This window comes from Escherichia sp. TW09308, assembly GCF_000208565.1.
GTDB classification, from domain to species: Bacteria; Pseudomonadota; Gammaproteobacteria; order Enterobacterales; family Enterobacteriaceae; genus Escherichia; species Escherichia marmotae.
Map to the genome: position 1 here is coordinate 4,731,216 of NZ_AEME01000001.1, position 17,442 is coordinate 4,748,657.

General features: G+C 48.5%; 11 protein-coding genes and 8 pseudogenes. 13 read left to right on the forward strand and 6 right to left on the reverse strand.

Annotated elements, in window-relative coordinates; genetic code table 11:
* Positions 1-99 precede the first annotated feature (99 nt).
* Positions 100-384 (forward strand): annotated as a pseudogene (locus ESM_RS01000000125740) (NAD(P)H-dependent oxidoreductase); the annotation flags it as partial.
* Here the strand turns inward: ESM_RS01000000125740 and ESM_RS01000000125745 are convergent.
* From ESM_RS01000000125745 to ESM_RS0123085, 3 genes and pseudogenes are all read right to left on the reverse strand, one after another.
* Positions 384-620 (reverse strand): annotated as a pseudogene (locus ESM_RS01000000125745) (phage GP46 family protein); the annotation flags it as partial. The pseudogenes ESM_RS01000000125740 and ESM_RS01000000125745 overlap by 1 nt on opposite strands.
* Positions 620-1,168: a phage baseplate assembly protein V gene (locus ESM_RS0123080; protein ID WP_001259093.1), complete on the reverse strand. Its 549-nt coding sequence runs from the start codon at positions 1,166-1,168 to the stop codon at positions 620-622. The gene ESM_RS0123080 and the pseudogene ESM_RS01000000125745, both read right to left, overlap by 1 nt.
* A complete protein-coding gene (locus ESM_RS0123085) occupies positions 1,168-2,190 on the reverse strand; it encodes a phage baseplate assembly protein (protein ID WP_001219178.1) in 1,023 nt (340 codons plus the stop codon). Before ESM_RS0123085 ends, ESM_RS0123080 begins: the two co-directional genes overlap by 1 nt.
* Positions 2,191-2,237: 47 nt before the next feature.
* On the opposite strand from ESM_RS0123085, the pseudogene tuf reads away from it, so the two are divergent.
* The 3 pseudogenes from tuf to stfP form a co-directional block, all read left to right on the forward strand.
* A pseudogene (tuf, locus tag ESM_RS01000000125750) lies at positions 2,238-3,421 on the forward strand (elongation factor Tu).
* Positions 3,422-3,425: 4 nt separating this feature from the next.
* Positions 3,426-3,776, forward strand: a pseudogene (locus ESM_RS1000000127460) (putative phage tail protein); the annotation flags it as partial.
* A 3-nt stretch (positions 3,777-3,779) separates the two neighbouring features.
* A pseudogene (gene stfP, locus ESM_RS0123100) lies at positions 3,780-4,070 on the forward strand (protein StfP); the annotation flags it as partial.
* Positions 4,071-4,101: 31 nt separating this feature from the next.
* Here the strand turns inward: stfP and bamD are convergent.
* Positions 4,102-4,839, reverse strand: a complete 738-nt coding sequence (gene bamD, locus ESM_RS0123105) for an outer membrane protein assembly factor BamD (RefSeq protein ID WP_000197680.1) — start codon at positions 4,837-4,839, stop codon at positions 4,102-4,104.
* Positions 4,840-4,973: 134 nt separating this feature from the next.
* Between bamD and rluD the strand changes: the two genes are divergently transcribed.
* From rluD to ESM_RS01000000125755, 4 genes and pseudogenes are all read left to right on the forward strand, one after another.
* Positions 4,974-5,954, forward strand: coding sequence for a 23S rRNA pseudouridine(1911/1915/1917) synthase RluD (rluD, locus tag ESM_RS0123110; protein ID WP_000079112.1), 981 nt, complete (start codon positions 4,974-4,976; stop codon positions 5,952-5,954).
* A complete protein-coding gene (gene yfiH, locus ESM_RS0123115) occupies positions 5,951-6,682 on the forward strand; it encodes a purine nucleoside phosphorylase YfiH (RefSeq protein ID WP_000040161.1) in 732 nt (243 codons plus the stop codon). The genes rluD and yfiH overlap by 4 nt, the downstream gene beginning before the upstream one ends.
* A gap of 129 nt (positions 6,683-6,811) precedes the next feature.
* Positions 6,812-9,385, forward strand: a complete 2,574-nt coding sequence (clpB, locus tag ESM_RS0123120; RefSeq protein WP_001516905.1) for an ATP-dependent chaperone ClpB — start codon at positions 6,812-6,814, stop codon at positions 9,383-9,385.
* A gap of 113 nt (positions 9,386-9,498) precedes the next feature.
* Positions 9,499-10,608: pseudogene (locus tag ESM_RS01000000125755) on the forward strand (glutamate decarboxylase); the annotation flags it as partial.
* Positions 10,609-10,655: 47 nt separating this feature from the next.
* Here the strand turns inward: ESM_RS01000000125755 and fimE are convergent.
* Both fimE and fimB read right to left on the reverse strand, forming a co-directional pair.
* The gene (gene fimE, locus ESM_RS0123130) at positions 10,656-11,252 is read right to left on the reverse strand and encodes a type 1 fimbria switch DNA invertase FimE (RefSeq protein WP_000044701.1); all 597 of its coding nucleotides are present in this window, start codon (positions 11,250-11,252) and stop codon (positions 10,656-10,658) included.
* A gap of 479 nt (positions 11,253-11,731) precedes the next feature.
* Entirely contained in the window at positions 11,732-12,334 is a 603-nt protein-coding gene (gene fimB / locus ESM_RS0123135) for a type 1 fimbria switch DNA invertase FimB (protein WP_000790567.1), read from the reverse strand.
* Between the two features lie 1,466 nt (positions 12,335-13,800).
* Between fimB and nanC the strand changes: the two genes are divergently transcribed.
* From nanC to ESM_RS0123160, 5 genes and pseudogenes are all read left to right on the forward strand, one after another.
* Entirely contained in the window at positions 13,801-14,517 is a 717-nt protein-coding gene (gene nanC / locus ESM_RS0123140) for an N-acetylneuraminic acid outer membrane channel NanC (protein WP_000709387.1), read from the forward strand.
* Between the two features lie 19 nt (positions 14,518-14,536).
* The gene (locus ESM_RS0123145; RefSeq protein WP_010381221.1) at positions 14,537-15,643 is read left to right on the forward strand and encodes an N-acetylneuraminate epimerase; all 1,107 of its coding nucleotides are present in this window, start codon (positions 14,537-14,539) and stop codon (positions 15,641-15,643) included.
* Between the two features lie 64 nt (positions 15,644-15,707).
* A complete protein-coding gene (locus ESM_RS0123150; protein ID WP_000991461.1) occupies positions 15,708-16,694 on the forward strand; it encodes a sialate O-acetylesterase in 987 nt (328 codons plus the stop codon).
* Positions 16,678-17,004, forward strand: a pseudogene (locus ESM_RS01000000125770) (HNH endonuclease); the annotation flags it as partial. The gene ESM_RS0123150 and the pseudogene ESM_RS01000000125770, both read left to right, overlap by 17 nt.
* Positions 17,005-17,066: 62 nt before the next feature.
* A pseudogene (locus tag ESM_RS0123160) lies at positions 17,067-17,363 on the forward strand (autotransporter outer membrane beta-barrel domain-containing protein); the annotation flags it as partial.
* Positions 17,364-17,442 lie beyond the last annotated feature (79 nt).

Genomic DNA, 17,442 nt, shown 5'->3' on the forward strand with positions numbered 1-17,442 from the left:
TATCATTATGATAATGTAGTGTATGGGCGAGCTGCCGCTCCGGGCGCAATGGTAGCCCAAAACAGCGACTATACACAAAACCATACCGGGAGGGGGATGATGTCTCAGCCAGCGAAAGTTTTGCTGCTGTATGCCCATCCGGAATCTCAGGACTCGGTGGCAAACCGGGTACTGCTTAAACCGGCCACGCAGCTCAGCAATGTTACCGTGCACGACCTTTACGCGCACTATCCCGATTTTTTTATTGATATTCCCCGTGAGCAGGCATTACTGCGTGAGCACGAGGTGATTGTTTTTCAGCATCCGCTTTATACCTACAGTTGCCCGGCGTTACTGAAAGAGTGGCTTGACCGGGTGTTAAGCCGTGGGTTTGCCAGCGGGCCCGTCAGCACCAGCTGATTGGTCAGTTTGCTGCGCTGAAGCAGCCACAGTCGGGAGCCGTAACGGTCATTCTGTACCGCAGGCCAGGTATCCCCCCACCATCCCATCGGGACGTCGGCGTTGTCATCAGGCTCCGCCCGCCGCCAGGTAAACAGGGAAATCACCACGGCGCGGGTCAGCGGATCCAGCGGTGCGCTGGCGCAGGTGCGTTTACCGTTCACCGTCAGCCACAGTTCCATCATGCCTCCATCGCTTTATCAGGTTTGTCGGTGTTACTGCCCTGACCGTTCTCTCTGTGACGATGCCCGTTATAGGCAAGCCGCATCGCTGACATGGTGGTGCCGCCGGAGTCGCACAGGTCTTTCACCTGTCCGGTCACTTCCAGATCCATTTCAAAACGTGCTTCAGGTGCATTGCGAAACGTGATCGTTTTCCCTGCACCGTCCACCACGATCCCCTCCCGGGTCAGCGTCACAGACTGCCCCTGATCGTCATAGACAGCCACCTCACCCGTTTGCAGCCCTTTCAGGCGGTAGCGCCGGTCCGACACCGTAACAACCACCGCATGAGAACGGTCGCCATCCGGAAACAACACCACCGCTTCCGCACCGCTGTTTGCCCTTGCGGTAAAACCGTAGGGTTCAAGATATTCAACCCCGGCTTTGGGTTCACCGGCAATCAGGGACACATCCACGGTCTGACATTTCGTGGCGGCACTGATGCTTTTCACCACTGCCCGCCCAATCAGGCCGAGAAGTTGTCGCTGCATGGCTTCAATCGTCCTCATCAGAACGGGTCCTCCTGTACTCTGGCTTTTTTCTTTTTCCGCGCGCCGGGGGCTTCGGGTTCAGGCAGATAAGCGTCAGGCGGGCCGACACGGATTTCCGTCAGGGTGCCGTTCTGGTCCTGAGTAAACGTGACTTCCGAGACAAGCAGTTCGGTATTGTCGAAACCACAGACCGGATCGAAGACAATCACCCGCTGGTTGGGCTGCCACAGCGTACCGTTACCCTGTCGCCAGCCCTGCACCACATAGGTGGTTTCATCCGTCCGCGCCGCCCGTTTTCGGGCTTCAAAGTCAGCACGCGCAATACAGCCTGCCCCCGTGGCCTGCCCTGTCTGCCTGATATACATCGGACGGTAACGGGCAATAAATGCGTCCTCTGTGCGGGCCCGCAGCGCGGTGGTGGTGGCCTCACCGAAATCATCGTCGTTTCCGGCACGCTGCCCCGCCACCTGGTAAACAGAAAACCGCTCCCGGATACTCTTCTCCGTATCGCAGGAAAGGATGTTTTCCCCGAGTACCAGCGCAGTATGTGCCCGCGTTGAGCCAATACCACCAATCACCAGCCTGCCGTGCGGGTCGTCGTAAGCCAGTGCCTGCTGCTGACCGAGTATTTTGTTGATTACCTCAATCACCGTTTCACCGTGATCGGGCTGGACGTCAGGAATAACACCCGACGGCGCACCGCTGTTCACCACCTCAATGCCGAAAGGCGCAGCAAGCGCCTGCGCAATCTGCACCAGCGAGCGTCCGTTAAACTGTGTCGGTTCGGCTGCACAGTCAATCAGGTCAGCCGTCAGACTACGTCCGGCAATACCGGTGCTGACCGAACGGGCATCGTAACGAACGGGAGTCGCCTCCACCCAGCCGGTGCTCACCAGCTCATCACCAATCAGCACTTCCACTTTTGAACCGTTTTTAATGCGCGGCTGAAGCGTGGTGATACCCTCATCTCCCGGCCATTGGCGAGTGATCTCCACACTGAAATCCCGCGCCAGCCGTTCAATACCGGCACCGATGCGCACCGATGTCCAGCCATTCCACTCCCGGCCATTTACCCGTAGCGTGACCCGTGTCTAAAGAAAAATTTGAACGTACAAAACCGCACGTTAACGTTGGTACTATCGGCCACGTTGACCACGGTAAAACTACTCTGACCGCTGCAATCACCACCGTACTGGCTAAAACCTACGGCGGTGCTGCTCGTGCATTCGACCAGATCGATAACGCGCCGGAAGAAAAAGCTCGTGGTATCACCATCAACACTTCTCACGTTGAATACGACACCCCGACCCGTCACTACGCACACGTAGACTGCCCGGGGCACGCCGACTATGTTAAAAACATGATCACTGGTGCTGCTCAGATGGACGGCGCGATCCTGGTTGTTGCTGCGACTGACGGCCCGATGCCGCAGACCCGTGAGCACATCCTGCTGGGTCGTCAGGTAGGCGTTCCGTACATCATCGTGTTCCTGAACAAATGCGACATGGTTGATGACGAAGAGCTGCTGGAACTGGTTGAAATGGAAGTTCGTGAACTTCTGTCTCAGTACGACTTCCCGGGCGAGACACTCCGATCGTTCGTGGTTCTGCACTGAAAGCGCTGGAAGGCGACGCAGAGTGGGAAGCGAAAATCCTGGAACTGGCTGGCTTCCTGGATTCTTACATTCCGGAACCAGAGCGTGCGATTGACAAGCCGTTCCTGCTGCCGATCGAAGACGTATTCTCCATCTCCGGTCGTGGTACTGTTGTTACCGGTCGTGTGGAACGCGGTATCATCAAAGTTGGCGAAGAAGTTGAAATCGTTGGTATCAAAGAGACTCAGAAGTCTACCTGTACTGGCGTTGAAATGTTCCGCAAACTGCTGGACGAAGGCCGTGCTGGTGAGAACGTAGGTGTTCTGCTGCGTGGTATCAAACGTGAAGAAATCGAACGTGGTCAGGTACTGGCTAAGCCGGGCACCATCAAGCCGCACACCAAGTTCGAATCTGAAGTGTACATTCTGTCCAAAGATGAAGGCGGCCGTCATACTCCGTTCTTCAAAGGCTACCGTCCGCAGTTCTACTTCCGTACTACTGACGTGACTGGTACTATCGAACTGCCGGAAGGCGTAGAGATGGTAATGCCGGGCGACAACATCAAAATGGTTGTTACCCTGATCCACCCGATCGCGATGGACGACGGTCTGCGTTTCGCAATCCGTGAAGGCGGCCGTACCGTTGGCGCGGGCGTTGTAGCTAAAGTTCTGAGCTAATTAGACCCTTCGCCAGCGTCAGCAACGGCTGGATGCGAAGGTTAACCTGGCGGGCGGCATCAACGAGGATTTTTATCTTGCACAGCTTGCTGCCCTGGGCAGGCCAGATGCCACCATCACGCGATACGACAAAAGCACCTTCACCTGCTCATCGGCCTGTACTGACGCGGTGAATGCGCCGGAATGGCGGTATTACTGGCAGATCAACATGCCAGCCGCCACCAACACCACCTGGATGACATGTGGCGATCCCTGTGATTCCGCACTGCGTATCTGGGGCGACACCGTTGTCGAGTGTGTGCTTAACAAACTCTGCCCGTCGCATACCTACGTAATTTTTAAATATCCGGAGTAATCCATGCATCGCATAGACACTAAAACCGCGCAGAAGGATAAGTTCGGCGCGGGTAAGAACGGTTTTACTCGTGGTAACCCCCAGACTGGCACACCTGCCACCGATCTGGATGATGACTACTTTGATATGTTGCAGGAAGAACTCTGCAGCGTGGTGGAGGCATCCGGTGCCAGCCTGGAGAAGGGGCGAAACGACCAGTTGCTTACCGCGCTTCGTGCTCTGCTGTTAAGCCGCAAGAATCCGTTTGGTGATATCAAATCGGATGGCACGGTGAAAACGGCTCTCGAAAACCTCAAGGGCTGCCGTTTTGTGTTTCAGAATTCTGTTATGTATTACTGCTGTTTGCGGCGATGATTTTCGCGACTTTTTCAGCTTGTGCATTCATCTGCATCTGACGGTAAGCATTTTCCATTAGTGGCAGAGCATCACGTGTAGCCTGAGTATCCGGGAAATCACGCAGCATGCCTTCTACACGGTTAACGACAGCAACCCATGCGCCGCGTTCTGTATAGTACTCGGCAACAGAGTATTCATATTTCGCCAGGCGATCTTTCAGGAACACCAGACGTTTGGTTGCATCGGTGGTGTACTGACTGTTCGGATAGCCGCGAACTAATTTGGAAAAGTCACTAAACGCAGCTCGAGCATGTTGAGGATCGCGATCGCTACGGTCAACGCCAAAGAATCCTTGTAGCGCACTGTCATCCAGTGCCATATTGGTCAGGCCACGCATATACATGACATAATCGATATTCGGATGGGTCGGGTTCAGGCGAATAAAACGATCGATGGCAGCCTGTGCTAACGGCAGATCGGCGTTTTTATAATAGGCGTAGATGAGATCCAACTGCACCTGCTGTGAATACGGACCAAACGGATAGCGATTATCTAACGCTTCCAGTTGCGTTATTGCCTGTCTCCAGTTACCGTCCTGCAGCTTTTGTTGTGCAGTCGCGTAAATTTCATTTGGCGGATTATCAGGTACTTCTTCCTTTGAACCCGAGCAACCCGCCAAAAACAGGCTTAATGTGGCGGCTGCCACCAGATATTTCATGCGCGTCATGACGTTTTGACTTTCCTCAAAATGTATTACGGGAGATTCTCTGTTCCTGCTCCCGGTTAAGACCAGCTACAATAGCACACTATATTAAACGGCAAAGCCGTAAAACCCCAACGATAAACGAAGAAGCAGTATATATGGCACAACGAGTACAACTCACTGCAACAGTGTCCGAAAACCAACTCGGTCAACGCTTAGATCAAGCTTTGGCCGAAATGTTCCCGGATTATTCACGTTCGCGGATAAAAGAATGGATCCTCGACCAGCGCGTGCTGGTTAACGGCAAAGTTTGTGATAAGCCGAAAGAAAAAGTATTGGGTGGCGAGCAGGTTGCCATCAACGCCGAAATTGAAGAAGAAGCGCGTTTTGAACCGCAGGATATCCCACTGGATATCGTCTATGAAGATGAAGACATCATTGTTATTAATAAACCGCGCGACCTGGTTGTACATCCTGGCGCGGGTAACCCTGATGGCACGGTGTTGAATGCGTTGCTTCATTACTATCCGCCAATTGCAGATGTTCCGCGTGCGGGCATTGTCCATCGTTTGGATAAAGACACGACGGGTTTGATGGTTGTGGCAAAAACGGTTCCAGCTCAGACGCGTTTGGTGGAGTCTCTGCAACGGCGTGAAATTACCCGTGAGTACGAAGCCGTAGCGATTGGTCATATGACTGCGGGTGGCACGGTGGACGAGCCAATCAGCCGCCATCCCACCAAACGCACCCATATGGCGGTGCATCCGATGGGCAAACCAGCGGTCACTCACTATCGCATCATGGAACACTTCCGTGTGCACACGCGTCTGCGGTTGCGTCTCGAAACAGGACGTACGCATCAGATCCGCGTGCATATGGCGCATATCACTCATCCGCTGGTGGGTGATCCGGTTTATGGTGGTCGCCCGCGTCCGCCGAAGGGGGCGTCGGAAGCGTTTATCTCCACGCTGCGTAAGTTTGATCGTCAGGCGCTTCACGCAACGATGCTACGTCTCTATCACCCGATTTCCGGTATCGAAATGGAATGGCACGCGCCTATCCCACAAGATATGGTTGAACTGATTGAGGTGATGCGCGCCGATTTCGAAGAGCATAAGGATGAAGTGGACTGGTTATGAGTAAGTTGATTGTCCCGCAGTGGCCGTTGCCAAAAGGTGTTGCGGCCTGTAGCTCTACCCGTATTGGCGGCGTTAGCTTACCGCCTTACGATTCTCTCAATCTGGGGGCCCATTGTGGTGATAACCCGGAACACGTTGAGGAGAATCGCAGGCGACTTTTTGCTGCGGGCAATTTGCCTTCAAAACCGGTCTGGCTTGAGCAGGTACATGGGAAAGATGTTCTAAGGCTTACTGGCGAACCTTATGCCTCTAAACGGGCGGATGCATCTTATAGCAACACACCTGGCACGGTTTGCGCTGTGATGACTGCCGACTGCCTGCCTGTGCTGTTTTGCAACCGTGCGGGAACGGAAGTCGCCGCTGCTCATGCTGGCTGGCGTGGACTTTGCGCTGGTGTGCTGGAGGAGACAGTTTCTTGTTTTGCTGATAAGCCAGAAAACATTCTTGCCTGGTTGGGACCCGCAATTGGTCCGCGCGCCTTTGAAGTGGGGCCGGAGGTTCGCGAGGCATTTATGGCAGTAGATGCCAAAGCGAGCGAGGCTTTCATTCAGCGTGGTGATAAATATCTGGCGGATATTTATCTGCTTGCCCGGCAGCGTCTGGCGAACGTCGGTGTTGAACAAATTTTCGGTGGTAATCGCTGTACATACACTGAAAATGAGACTTTCTTCTCTTATCGTCGCGACAAGTGCACGGGTCGTATGGCAAGTTTCATTTGGCTGATATAACCTAAAGAATCAAGACGATCCGGTACGCGTGATTTTCTTTTCACATTAATCTGGTCAATAACCTTGAATAATTGAGGGATGACCTCATTTAATCTCCAGTAGCAACTTTGATCCGTTATGGGAGGAGTTATGCGTCTGGATCGTCTTACTAACAAATTCCAGCTTGCTCTTGCCGATGCCCAATCACTTGCACTCGGGCACGACAACCAATTCATCGAACCACTTCATTTAATGAGCGCCCTGCTGAATCAGGAAGGGGGTTCGGTTAGTCCTTTATTAACATCCGCTGGCATTAATGCTGGCCAATTGCGCACAGATATCAATCAGGCATTAAATCGTTTACCGCAGGTTGAAGGTACAGGGGGCGATGTCCAGCCTTCACAGGATCTGGTGCGCGTTCTTAATCTTTGCGACAAGCTGGCGCAAAAACGTGGTGATAACTTTATCTCGTCAGAACTGTTTGTTCTGGCGGCACTTGAGTCTCGCGGCACGCTGGCCGACATCCTGAAAGCAGCAGGGGCGACCACCGCCAACATTACTCAAGCGATTGAACAAATGCGTGGAGGTGAAAGCGTGAATGATCAAGGAGCCGAAGACCAACGTCAGGCTTTGAAAAAATATACCATTGACCTTACCGAACGTGCCGAACAAGGTAAACTCGATCCGGTAATTGGTCGTGATGAAGAAATTCGTCGTACCATTCAGGTACTGCAACGCCGTACTAAAAATAACCCGGTACTGATCGGTGAACCTGGTGTCGGTAAAACCGCCATCGTTGAAGGTTTGGCGCAGCGTATTATCAATGGCGAAGTACCGGAAGGGCTGAAAGGCCGCCGCGTACTGGCGCTGGATATGGGCGCGCTGGTGGCTGGGGCGAAATATCGTGGTGAGTTTGAAGAACGTCTGAAAGGCGTGCTGAACGATCTGTCGAAACAGGAAGGCAACGTCATTCTGTTTATCGATGAGCTGCACACCATGGTGGGCGCAGGTAAAGCCGATGGCGCAATGGACGCCGGGAATATGCTGAAACCGGCACTGGCCCGTGGTGAACTGCACTGCGTGGGCGCGACCACCCTTGATGAATATCGCCAGTACATTGAAAAAGATGCGGCGCTGGAGCGTCGTTTCCAGAAAGTGTTTGTTGCCGAGCCAACGGTGGAAGACACCATTGCTATTCTGCGTGGCCTGAAAGAACGTTACGAGCTGCACCACCATGTGCAAATTACTGACCCGGCAATTGTTGCAGCGGCGACGTTGTCTCATCGCTACATTGCTGACCGTCAGTTGCCAGATAAAGCCATCGACCTGATCGATGAAGCGGCATCCAGTATCCGTATGCAGATTGACTCAAAACCGGAAGAGCTTGACCGACTCGATCGTCGAATTATCCAGCTTAAGCTGGAACAACAGGCGTTAATGAAAGAGTCTGATGAAGCCAGTAAAAAACGTCTGGATATGCTCAATGAAGAACTGAGTGACAAAGAACGCCAGTACTCTGAGTTAGAAGAGGAGTGGAAAGCAGAGAAAGCGTCACTCTCTGGCACCCAGACCATTAAAGCCGAACTGGAACAGGCGAAAATCGCCATTGAACAGGCGCGCCGTGTAGGTGATCTGGCGCGGATGTCCGAACTGCAATACGGCAAAATTCCGGAGCTCGAAAAACAACTGGAAGCGGCTACACAGCTCGAAGGCAAAACCATGCGTCTGTTGCGTAATAAAGTGACTGACGCAGAAATTGCTGAAGTGTTGGCGCGTTGGACGGGCATTCCTGTTTCTCGCATGATGGAAAGTGAGCGCGAAAAACTGCTGCGTATGGAGCAAGAACTGCACCATCGTGTTATTGGCCAAAACGAAGCCGTTGATGCGGTATCTAACGCCATTCGTCGTAGCCGTGCGGGGCTTGCGGATCCTAATCGCCCGATTGGTTCGTTCTTGTTCCTCGGTCCAACGGGTGTAGGTAAAACCGAACTCTGTAAGGCGCTGGCGAATTTTATGTTCGACAGTGACGAGGCGATGGTTCGTATCGATATGTCCGAGTTTATGGAGAAACACTCGGTGTCTCGTCTGGTTGGTGCACCTCCGGGATATGTGGGTTATGAAGAAGGTGGCTACCTGACTGAAGCGGTGCGTCGTCGTCCTTATTCCGTCATTCTGCTGGATGAAGTGGAAAAAGCGCATCCGGATGTATTCAACATTCTGTTGCAGGTTCTGGATGACGGACGTCTGACTGATGGGCAGGGGAGAACGGTCGATTTCCGTAATACGGTGGTCATTATGACCTCTAACCTCGGCTCCGATCTGATCCAGGAACGTTTCGGTGAACTGGATTATGCGCGCATGAAAGAGCTGGTGCTCGGCGTGGTTAGCCATAACTTCCGTCCGGAATTCATAAACCGTATTGATGAAGTTGTGGTCTTCCACCCGTTGGGTGAACAACATATCGCTTCGATTGCCCAGATCCAGTTGAAACGTCTGTACAAACGTCTGGAAGAACGTGGTTATGAAATCCACATTTCTGACGAGGCACTGAAACTGCTGAGCGAGAATGGTTACGATCCGGTTTATGGTGCACGTCCTCTGAAACGTGCTATCCAGCAACAGATCGAAAACCCGCTGGCGCAGCAAATACTGTCTGGTGAATTGGTTCCTGGCAAAGTCATTCGCCTGGAAGTTAATGAAGACCGCATTGTCGCCGTCCAGTAAATGATAAAACGAGTCCTTCGGGGCTCGTTTCTGTCTATAAGTTAGACGGAAAAGACCATGCTCGGGGTGTTTTGCCTGAAAATTGAGCGAACGATAAAGTTTTTATATTTTTCGTGCGTTGCGTAAACATGGTTGCTGATCTGTGGCACGCGCCTGCGCCGAAAAACGGTCAGGCCGTTGGCACCAACACCATTGGTTCTTCCGAGGCCTGTATGCTCGGCGGGATGGCGATGAAATGGCGTTGGCGCAAGCGTATGGAAGCCGCAGGTAAACCGACCGATAAACCAAACCTGGTGTGCGGCCCGGTGCAAATCTGCTGGCATAAATTCGCCCGTTACTGGGATGTGGAGCTGCGCGAGATCCCTATGCGCCCCGGTCAGTTGTTTATGGATCCGAAACGGATGATTGAGGCCTGCGACGAAAACACCATCGGCGTGGTGCCGACTTTCGGCGTGACCTACACCGGTAACTATGAGTTCCCGCAACCGCTGCACGATGCGCTGGATAAATTCCAGGCCGACACCGGTATCGACATCGATATGCATATCGACGCTGCCAGCGGTGGCTTCCTGGCACCGTTCGTCGCCCCGGATATCGTCTGGGACTTCCGCCTGCCACGCGTGAAATCGATCAGTGCTTCTGGTCATAAATTTGGTCTGGCTCCGCTGGGCTGCGGCTGGGTTATCTGGCGTGACGAAGAAGCACTGCCGAAAGAGCTGGTGTTTAACGTTGACTATCTCGGCGGGCAAATCGGGACTTTTGCCATCAACTTCTCGCGTCCGGCGGGTCAGGTGATTGCCCAGTACTATGAATTCCTGCGCCTCGGTCGAGAAGGCTACACCAAAGTGCAGAACGCCTCTTATCAGGTCGCCACTTACCTGGCGGATGAAATCGCTAAACTGGGACCGTATGAGTTCATCTGCACCGGTCGCCCGGACGAAGGTATCCCGGCGGTTTGCTTCAAACTGAAAGACGGGGAAGATCCGGGATACACCCTGTATGACCTCTCTGAACGTCTGCGCCTGCGCGGCTGGCAGGTTCCAGCCTTCACCCTTGGCGGTGAAGCCACTGACATCGTGGTGATGCGTATTATGTGTCGTCGTGGCTTCGAAATGGACTTCGCTGAACTGTTGCTGGAAGACTACAAAGCCTCCCTGAAATACCTCAGCGATCACCCGAAACTGCAGGGTATTGCCCAGCAGAACAGTTTTAAACATACCTGATAACCTTGTATTAATCTAATTTTTTATTTTTTTATCAATAGGTTACATTAAGCCTCTTCTCTTTTTAAATTTTCATTTATTAGATTATTTCTTTCCCATAATCCGGCAAAACGTGCGGCATTACTGGCGGTATAACGCACAGTATGGCGAATATTTCGATGCCCCAGATAATCCTGAATTAAACGAGTATCTGCACCGCGCTCGGCCAGTTCATAACCGCAAGCATGTCTTAACATATGAGGGTGAGTCTGCGTCACGGTTCCAGCTTCAACACCCGCATCACGAATGATGCGATAGGCCTGCTGGCGAGAAAGTCGGCTTCCACGACGAGAAATAAATATGGCATCGGTCTGGTCAGCACCTTTCCAGTTAGAACGTTCAAGGGTCCAGCGTTCTACAGCCTCACGCTCGTCGAAACGTAGTGGATGGACAGTAGAAAATCCGTTCTTCAGCCGACGAATATTTATCCGGCCTTCATTGAGATCAAGATCCTGATAATGAAGATCAAGTAGCTCACTAATACGCATCCCGTGCCGATATGCCAACAGAATAAGACAATAATCTCTGGCTCCCGTTGCCCCATAGCAAACCGCTTGCATCATTGCCTGAACTTCTTTACCGGTAAGATAGCGACGTTTACTCACAATAGTAGTACTCCTGAACTGGGTTATATTTGAATGAATACCTATAGGAAAACCTCAATCGGTTAAAATTAGCCCAATAGATAAAAAGATAATCACACACGACATTGAGCGATTATCAGACGTTCACATTAAATATCATACAAAAATAAAATATCACTGATGTGACAAAATCTATTTTCATTGATTTAATTCAATATAACAATAGAGTAAACAGAATTAACTTCCAGTTGCTTAAAAAATAAAGAAAAAAACACAATGAGGTAAGAACTTAGGTGATGTGTAAATTTATGAATGATTTTGTTTGTTTATTTTAAAAAAATAAAACCATTGTGGTTTGTATGGCTGTGGTTAAACCAATGTTTATTCTGATAATTAATGATTATACTTACAATAACATCAATTAATAAATGGTTAATTATTATTGATACATCGTAAGAATAATGTAGTTTTTAACACCATCCATGGTATCTCATCCGTTTTTATAAAACAGCATGGCGTTGCCGACCTCTGGGGCTATCCCAGATACCGTAAAAACGCCCTGCATTACTGGCGGTATACCAGACAGTATGACGAATATTACGATGGCCAAGATAATCCTGGATAAGCCGTGTATCTACTCCCATATTCGCCAAAGCAAAACCACATGAATGACGTAACATGTGAGGATGAATCTCTAGTGATAATCCAGCATTATCACCTGAAGTAGAGATGATTTGATAAAACTGTTGACGAGAAAGAGGATTCCCCTTGCGTGACAAAAACACCCACTCGCTCTCAGCATGTGGATAAGAAGTACGCATACTCAACCAGTTTTTTAAAGCCTGAACTTCTTTGTTTAAGAGCGGGTGTGTCGTTGAAAAGCCTTTTTTTAATCGATGGATATATATACACTTTGCCTTAAGATCAATATCTGAAATTCTCAATCGACAAATTTCACTCGCCCGGAAGCCATGAATAAAACAAAGTAAAGTCAGACAATAATTACGTGCAGCATGAGGCCCGGTATTTGCTGCTTTAAGGAGTAACTCGATTTCACTGTGGGTCAGGAAGTTCCTTTTTTTGTTATCAGCCTTATTCTTCATCGTTTTCCCTTATAATTGCAGACACGCACTAGCTGTACTGGGTTATTACCAGCCCAACATTTAGCCCTGATTATGTTTATAAAAGCGAACGTTTGTGTAATGACTAACGCAAGTGGATCAGCTCTTTTGAATGAACTAAAATGGAGTGGCGATAGTTACTTATAATAACTTTGCCATACAAACGCTATATGCTCTTGTATGCTATGTTCATTAATATATTTATCAGCGTAAGACGAAATCCAATAATAAACCTCATGATCAATATAACTATTCTTATCTATATATCATGTGATATCTTCTGTAACAAGCAAATCATCATAAAAATTTAATATTGCTTCTGTCAGCCATCTCACACATAACATTATTAGTCAACTCTGTTTTTCCGCATAATTGCTATTTCATAGAAACCGGTAATTTTCAGGTGGCTATTATCATGCTAATGCTTAGTTTCCTAGCCATTATTATCCTTTGGTTCGTAAACTCATGCTGTGAGGTTGTTACATCCCTTTTTCATACTGTGTATTTCCCGGAGATATGAGGAAAGCCAGGACACGCTTTTTCCATCTGCATTCGTTGCTAAAGATAGCTTTGGTCACTACGACTTAAACCTTCCTGACTCACAGCTATTCGCCGGGTGATACGGCAACAAACGGATTGAAACATCATCCTGAAAATACCGATGCGTGCTGAACATCAACAAGCCTGCCCGGAACAACTCCGGGAGTTCCCAGCTACGTGCCACAAAGCAGGAAACATATTTCATGATGAGAATTATGCCCAGTCTGATGGCGGATAGACACTTATCTTTACCATGCTCGCTGAGTTATCTTGCAAATCGCCTCCTGTTTGAACTAAAAATAAATAACATATAAAACAAATAATTAAAGAAAAACCTTTGGTTTATGAAGAGCTCCGCAAGTGGTCATCTGGCTTCACATAGCATCTTCTTCTTAGAAAAATATCGACATATTTTGTGACACGAATTGCAAATCTGGTTTTGTTGTATGGATTGTGTGATTTTTGATCTGGTATAACAGGTATAAAGGTTCACCAAGACAATAAATGAAGCTGGGCATCTCGCAATCTATGACAAACATCACTTCAGTTCTTTCTCATCGGGTGATGAAAACGCACTTCAGTCTGAAAGGAGTATGAAAATGAGATCAACAAACAATCTATTTTATGACTCTGGGTAAAATGGATTGAGTAAGTGATATAGCTTACGAACATTCAAATCAATTAAACATCAGAAGAGATTTTATACTCAGGTATTTAATCTGGTCCTCTGTATATTTAAATAATGTGGAAAGTGAATTTTCACAGGAGACCTTATACAAAAAATATAAAATACAGCTATCCGCTGCCAAAGACACTATAAGCCTGGCAAAAAATATTACACGACATAAATGCTAATTGTTTATGCGGGCTTTGTATTACTTTCTGTATCCTACAAATGAGTGAAATTTATGAAAAAGGCTAAAATACTTTCTGGCGTATTATTACTCTGCTTTTCGTCGCCATTAATTTCTCAGGCTGCAACACTGGACGTCCGTGGTGGATATCGTAGTGGGAGCCATGCTTATGAAACTCGACTCAAAGTCAGTGAGGGATGGCAAAATGGATGGTGGGCAAGTCTTGAAAGTAATACCTGGAACACTATTCATGATAATAAAAAAGAAAATGCCGCACTCAATGATGTTCAGGTCGAAGTTAATTACGCAATAAAACTTGATGATCAATGGACTGTGCGCCCGGGAATGTTAACCCATTTTAGCAGCAACGGTACACGCTACGGACCTTACGTAAAACTGTCCTGGGATGCGACAAAAGATCTCAATTTTGGCATTCGCTATCGTTACGACTGGAAAGCCTACCGACAGCAAGACTTATCCGGCGATATGTCTCGTGATAACGTTCATCGTTGGGATGGATATGTCACTTACCATATTAATAGTGATTTCACCTTCGCCTGGCAAACAACGCTATACAGCAAACAAAACGATTATCGCTATGCAAACCATAAGAAATGGGCGACGGAAAATGCATTTGTTCTACAATACCATATGACGCCAGATATTACGCCATACATAGAATATGACTACCTTGACCGTCAGGGTGTTTACAACGGTAGAGATAATTTATCTGAAAACAGTTATCGCATTGGTGTGTCATTTAAACTGTAGTAGACAGGAGACAGTCACAATGAATAAAAAAATAATGGCACTTGCTATCATAATGGCTTCATTTGCCGCAAACGCGTCTGTATTACCAGAAACCCCTGTGCCTTTTAAAAGCGGTACTGGAGTGATTGATAACAACACTGTCTACATTGGTTTAGGTAGCGCAGGAGCAGCATGGTACAAGCTGGATACGCAAGCCAAAGATAAGAAATGGATAGCCCTGGCGGAATTCCCGGCTGGCCCGAGAGATCAAGCAACCTCTGCATTTATTGATGGTAATTTGTATGTATTTGGCGGTGTTGGTAAAAACAGAGATGGGTTAACTCAGGTATTCAACGACGTACACAAATATAATCCCGAAACCAATACCTGGGTTAAATTGATGTCACACGCACCGATGGGCATGGCGGGTCATGTGACTTTTGTACACAACGGCAAGGCTTATGTTACTGGCGGTGTTAACCAGAATATCTTCAATGGCTATTTTGAAGATCTCAATGAGGCTGGAAAAGATTCAAAGACTATAGATAAAATCAACGCCAACTATTTTGACAAAAAAGCAGAAGATTATTTCTTCAATAAGTTTCTGTTGTCTTTTGAGCCCTCTACACAGCAATGGAGTTATGCTGGTGAATCTCCCTGGTACGGTACGGCTGGAGCGGCGGTAGCAAATAAAGGTGATAAAACCTGGCTTATTAATGGCGAGGCAAAACCAGGATTGCGAACTGATGCTGTATTTGAGCTTGATTTCACCAGCAATAACATAAAATGGAATAAACTTTCTCCCGTCTCCTCACCGGATGGCGTAGCTGGCGGTTTTGCTGGTATTAGCAATGACTCTCTTATATTTGCCGGAGGAGCCGGATTTAAAGGTTCACGGGAAAATTACCAGAACGGTAAGAACTATGCGCATGAAGGCCTGAAAAAATCGTATAGCGCTGATATTCATCTTTGGCATAACGGGAAATGGGAGAAATCTGGCGAACTGTCGCAAGGTCGGGCCTACGGAGTATCATTACCCTGGAATAATAGCTTATTGATTATTGGCGGTGAAACTACGGGCGGCAAAGCTGTGGCGGATTCAGTGTTACTCTCTGTGAAAGATAATAAAGTGACTGTGCAAAACTAACTTTTCAGGGCTCCAGTAAAGGAGCCCTGATATCAATTCATCATTTTAATTACGCGACATTTATATGAACGCAATAATATCGCCCGATTATTACTATGTTCTTACCGTTGCCGGTCAGTCTAATGCTATGGCGTATGGCGAAGGACTCCCGTTACCAGACAGTGAAGATGCGCCTCATCCCAGAATAAAACAACTGGCGAGATTCACTCAGACGCATCCCGGTGGCCCGTTATGTCAATTTAATGACATTATTCCACTGACTCACTGCCCACACGATGTCCAGGATATGCAGGGTTATCACCATCCTCTGGCAACGAATCATCAAACACAGTACGGCACCGTTGGCCAGGCACTACATATTGCGCGGAAATTACTGCCCTTCATTCCTGATAATGCAGGCGTTCTTATCGTTCCCTGTTGCCGTGGTGGATCGGCTTTTACCACGGGCAGCGAAGGGACATATTCAGAACAGCACGGAGCCAGCCATGATTCATGTCGTTGGGGAGCGGATACTCCGCTGTATCAGGATTTAGTCAACAGAACACGAACGGCACTGTCAAAGAATCCGCAGAATAAATTCCTCGGCATATGCTGGATGCAGGGCGAATTTGACTTAATGACCAGTGACTACGCGTTACATCCTCAATACTTTAATCATATGGTTGAAGCCTTTCGTGAGGATTTGAAACAGTATCGTTCTCAGCTTAATAATATTGCTGCCGCTCCGTGGTTTTGCGGCGATACCACCTGGTACTGGAAAGAAAATTACTCTCATGCGTATGATACGATTTATGGCAATTATAAAAATAATGCCTTAGCCAATATTATTTTCGTCGGCTTCCAGCAACAAGGTGAAAGAGGGCTGACGAACGAGCCAGATGAAGATCCGGACGATTTTAGCACGGGATATTACGGTTCAGCGTACCGAACACCAGAAAACTGGACGACGGTGCTACGCAGCAGTCATTTCAGCTCAGCAGCCCGTCGGGGGATTATTTCTGACAAATTTGTTGAAGCTATTTTACGGTATTGGTGCGAAAGGTGGCTTTAATATGCGCCACGATGACACCACCGTCGCGCTGGAAGCGGCGCATATAAAATGGAAACAGCACGGCGGCCCTTGTGAAATCCCCAATGGTCTGGCGCTTTGCGCAATTCACCATAAAGCCTTTGATAAAGGATCGATTGGCCTGGATGAAAATATGCGGGTACTGGTCTCGGATGCGGTAAACGGCGGAGGGATCGTTGAGAAACTATTCTGGGATTTTGACGGGAAAACTATTGCGTTGCCGCAGGTGCGTAAAAATTACCCTTTTGAGGGGTTTGTGGAGTGGCATCGGAAAGAGGTTTTTAGGGGGTGAGGTTTGCTGTAAATAGACCCGTTTTAGTTCCATGCATTTTTTGAGCTCCCGACACTGCTAAATCCGCGCTGGGGCAAGTTGGGTTTAGGTTGCGCCAGAAGATGGCAACTCATCATGGTATGCAGTTCGTTCCATGGCTGAGAGTCACACTGGAGCAAGAGTTTGTACATAACAATCCGGCCAAAGTTAATGATGATAATTTCAATAACGATATTGCCGGAACAAGAGGAAGTTGCCAGGCTGGCATCAGCGCGGCTACCACGCCGCACACACATATTTACGCCAGCATAAATTATGAGAAAGGTGATGGGGTGGAATCGCCATGGACTGGAAACATTGGCTTTAATTATAGTTTCTAATATGGCATTTCATGTTTATATCAATTCCTATATATCCATTGCTTTTACAATCAAATGAGAACACCATTCATTATCTTAA

Excerpts from the sequence above, each read along its gene's own strand:
- ESM_RS0123080 (WP_001259093.1), bottom strand. The coding sequence starts at position 1,168 with ATGAGGACGATTGAAGCCATGCAGCGACAACTTCTCGGCCTGATTGGG.
- bamD (WP_000197680.1), bottom strand. The coding sequence starts at position 4,839 with ATGACGCGCATGAAATATCTGGTGGCAGCCGCCACATTAAGCCTGTTT.
- rluD (WP_000079112.1), top strand. The coding sequence starts at position 4,974 with ATGGCACAACGAGTACAACTCACTGCAACAGTGTCCGAAAACCAACTC.
- yfiH (WP_000040161.1), top strand. The coding sequence starts at position 5,951 with ATGAGTAAGTTGATTGTCCCGCAGTGGCCGTTGCCAAAAGGTGTTGCG.
- clpB (WP_001516905.1), top strand. The coding sequence starts at position 6,812 with ATGCGTCTGGATCGTCTTACTAACAAATTCCAGCTTGCTCTTGCCGAT.
- fimB (WP_000790567.1), bottom strand. The coding sequence starts at position 12,334 with ATGAAGAATAAGGCTGATAACAAAAAAAGGAACTTCCTGACCCACAGT.
- nanC (WP_000709387.1), top strand. The coding sequence starts at position 13,801 with ATGAAAAAGGCTAAAATACTTTCTGGCGTATTATTACTCTGCTTTTCG.
- ESM_RS0123145 (WP_010381221.1), top strand. The coding sequence starts at position 14,537 with ATGAATAAAAAAATAATGGCACTTGCTATCATAATGGCTTCATTTGCC.
- ESM_RS0123150 (WP_000991461.1), top strand. The coding sequence starts at position 15,708 with ATGAACGCAATAATATCGCCCGATTATTACTATGTTCTTACCGTTGCC.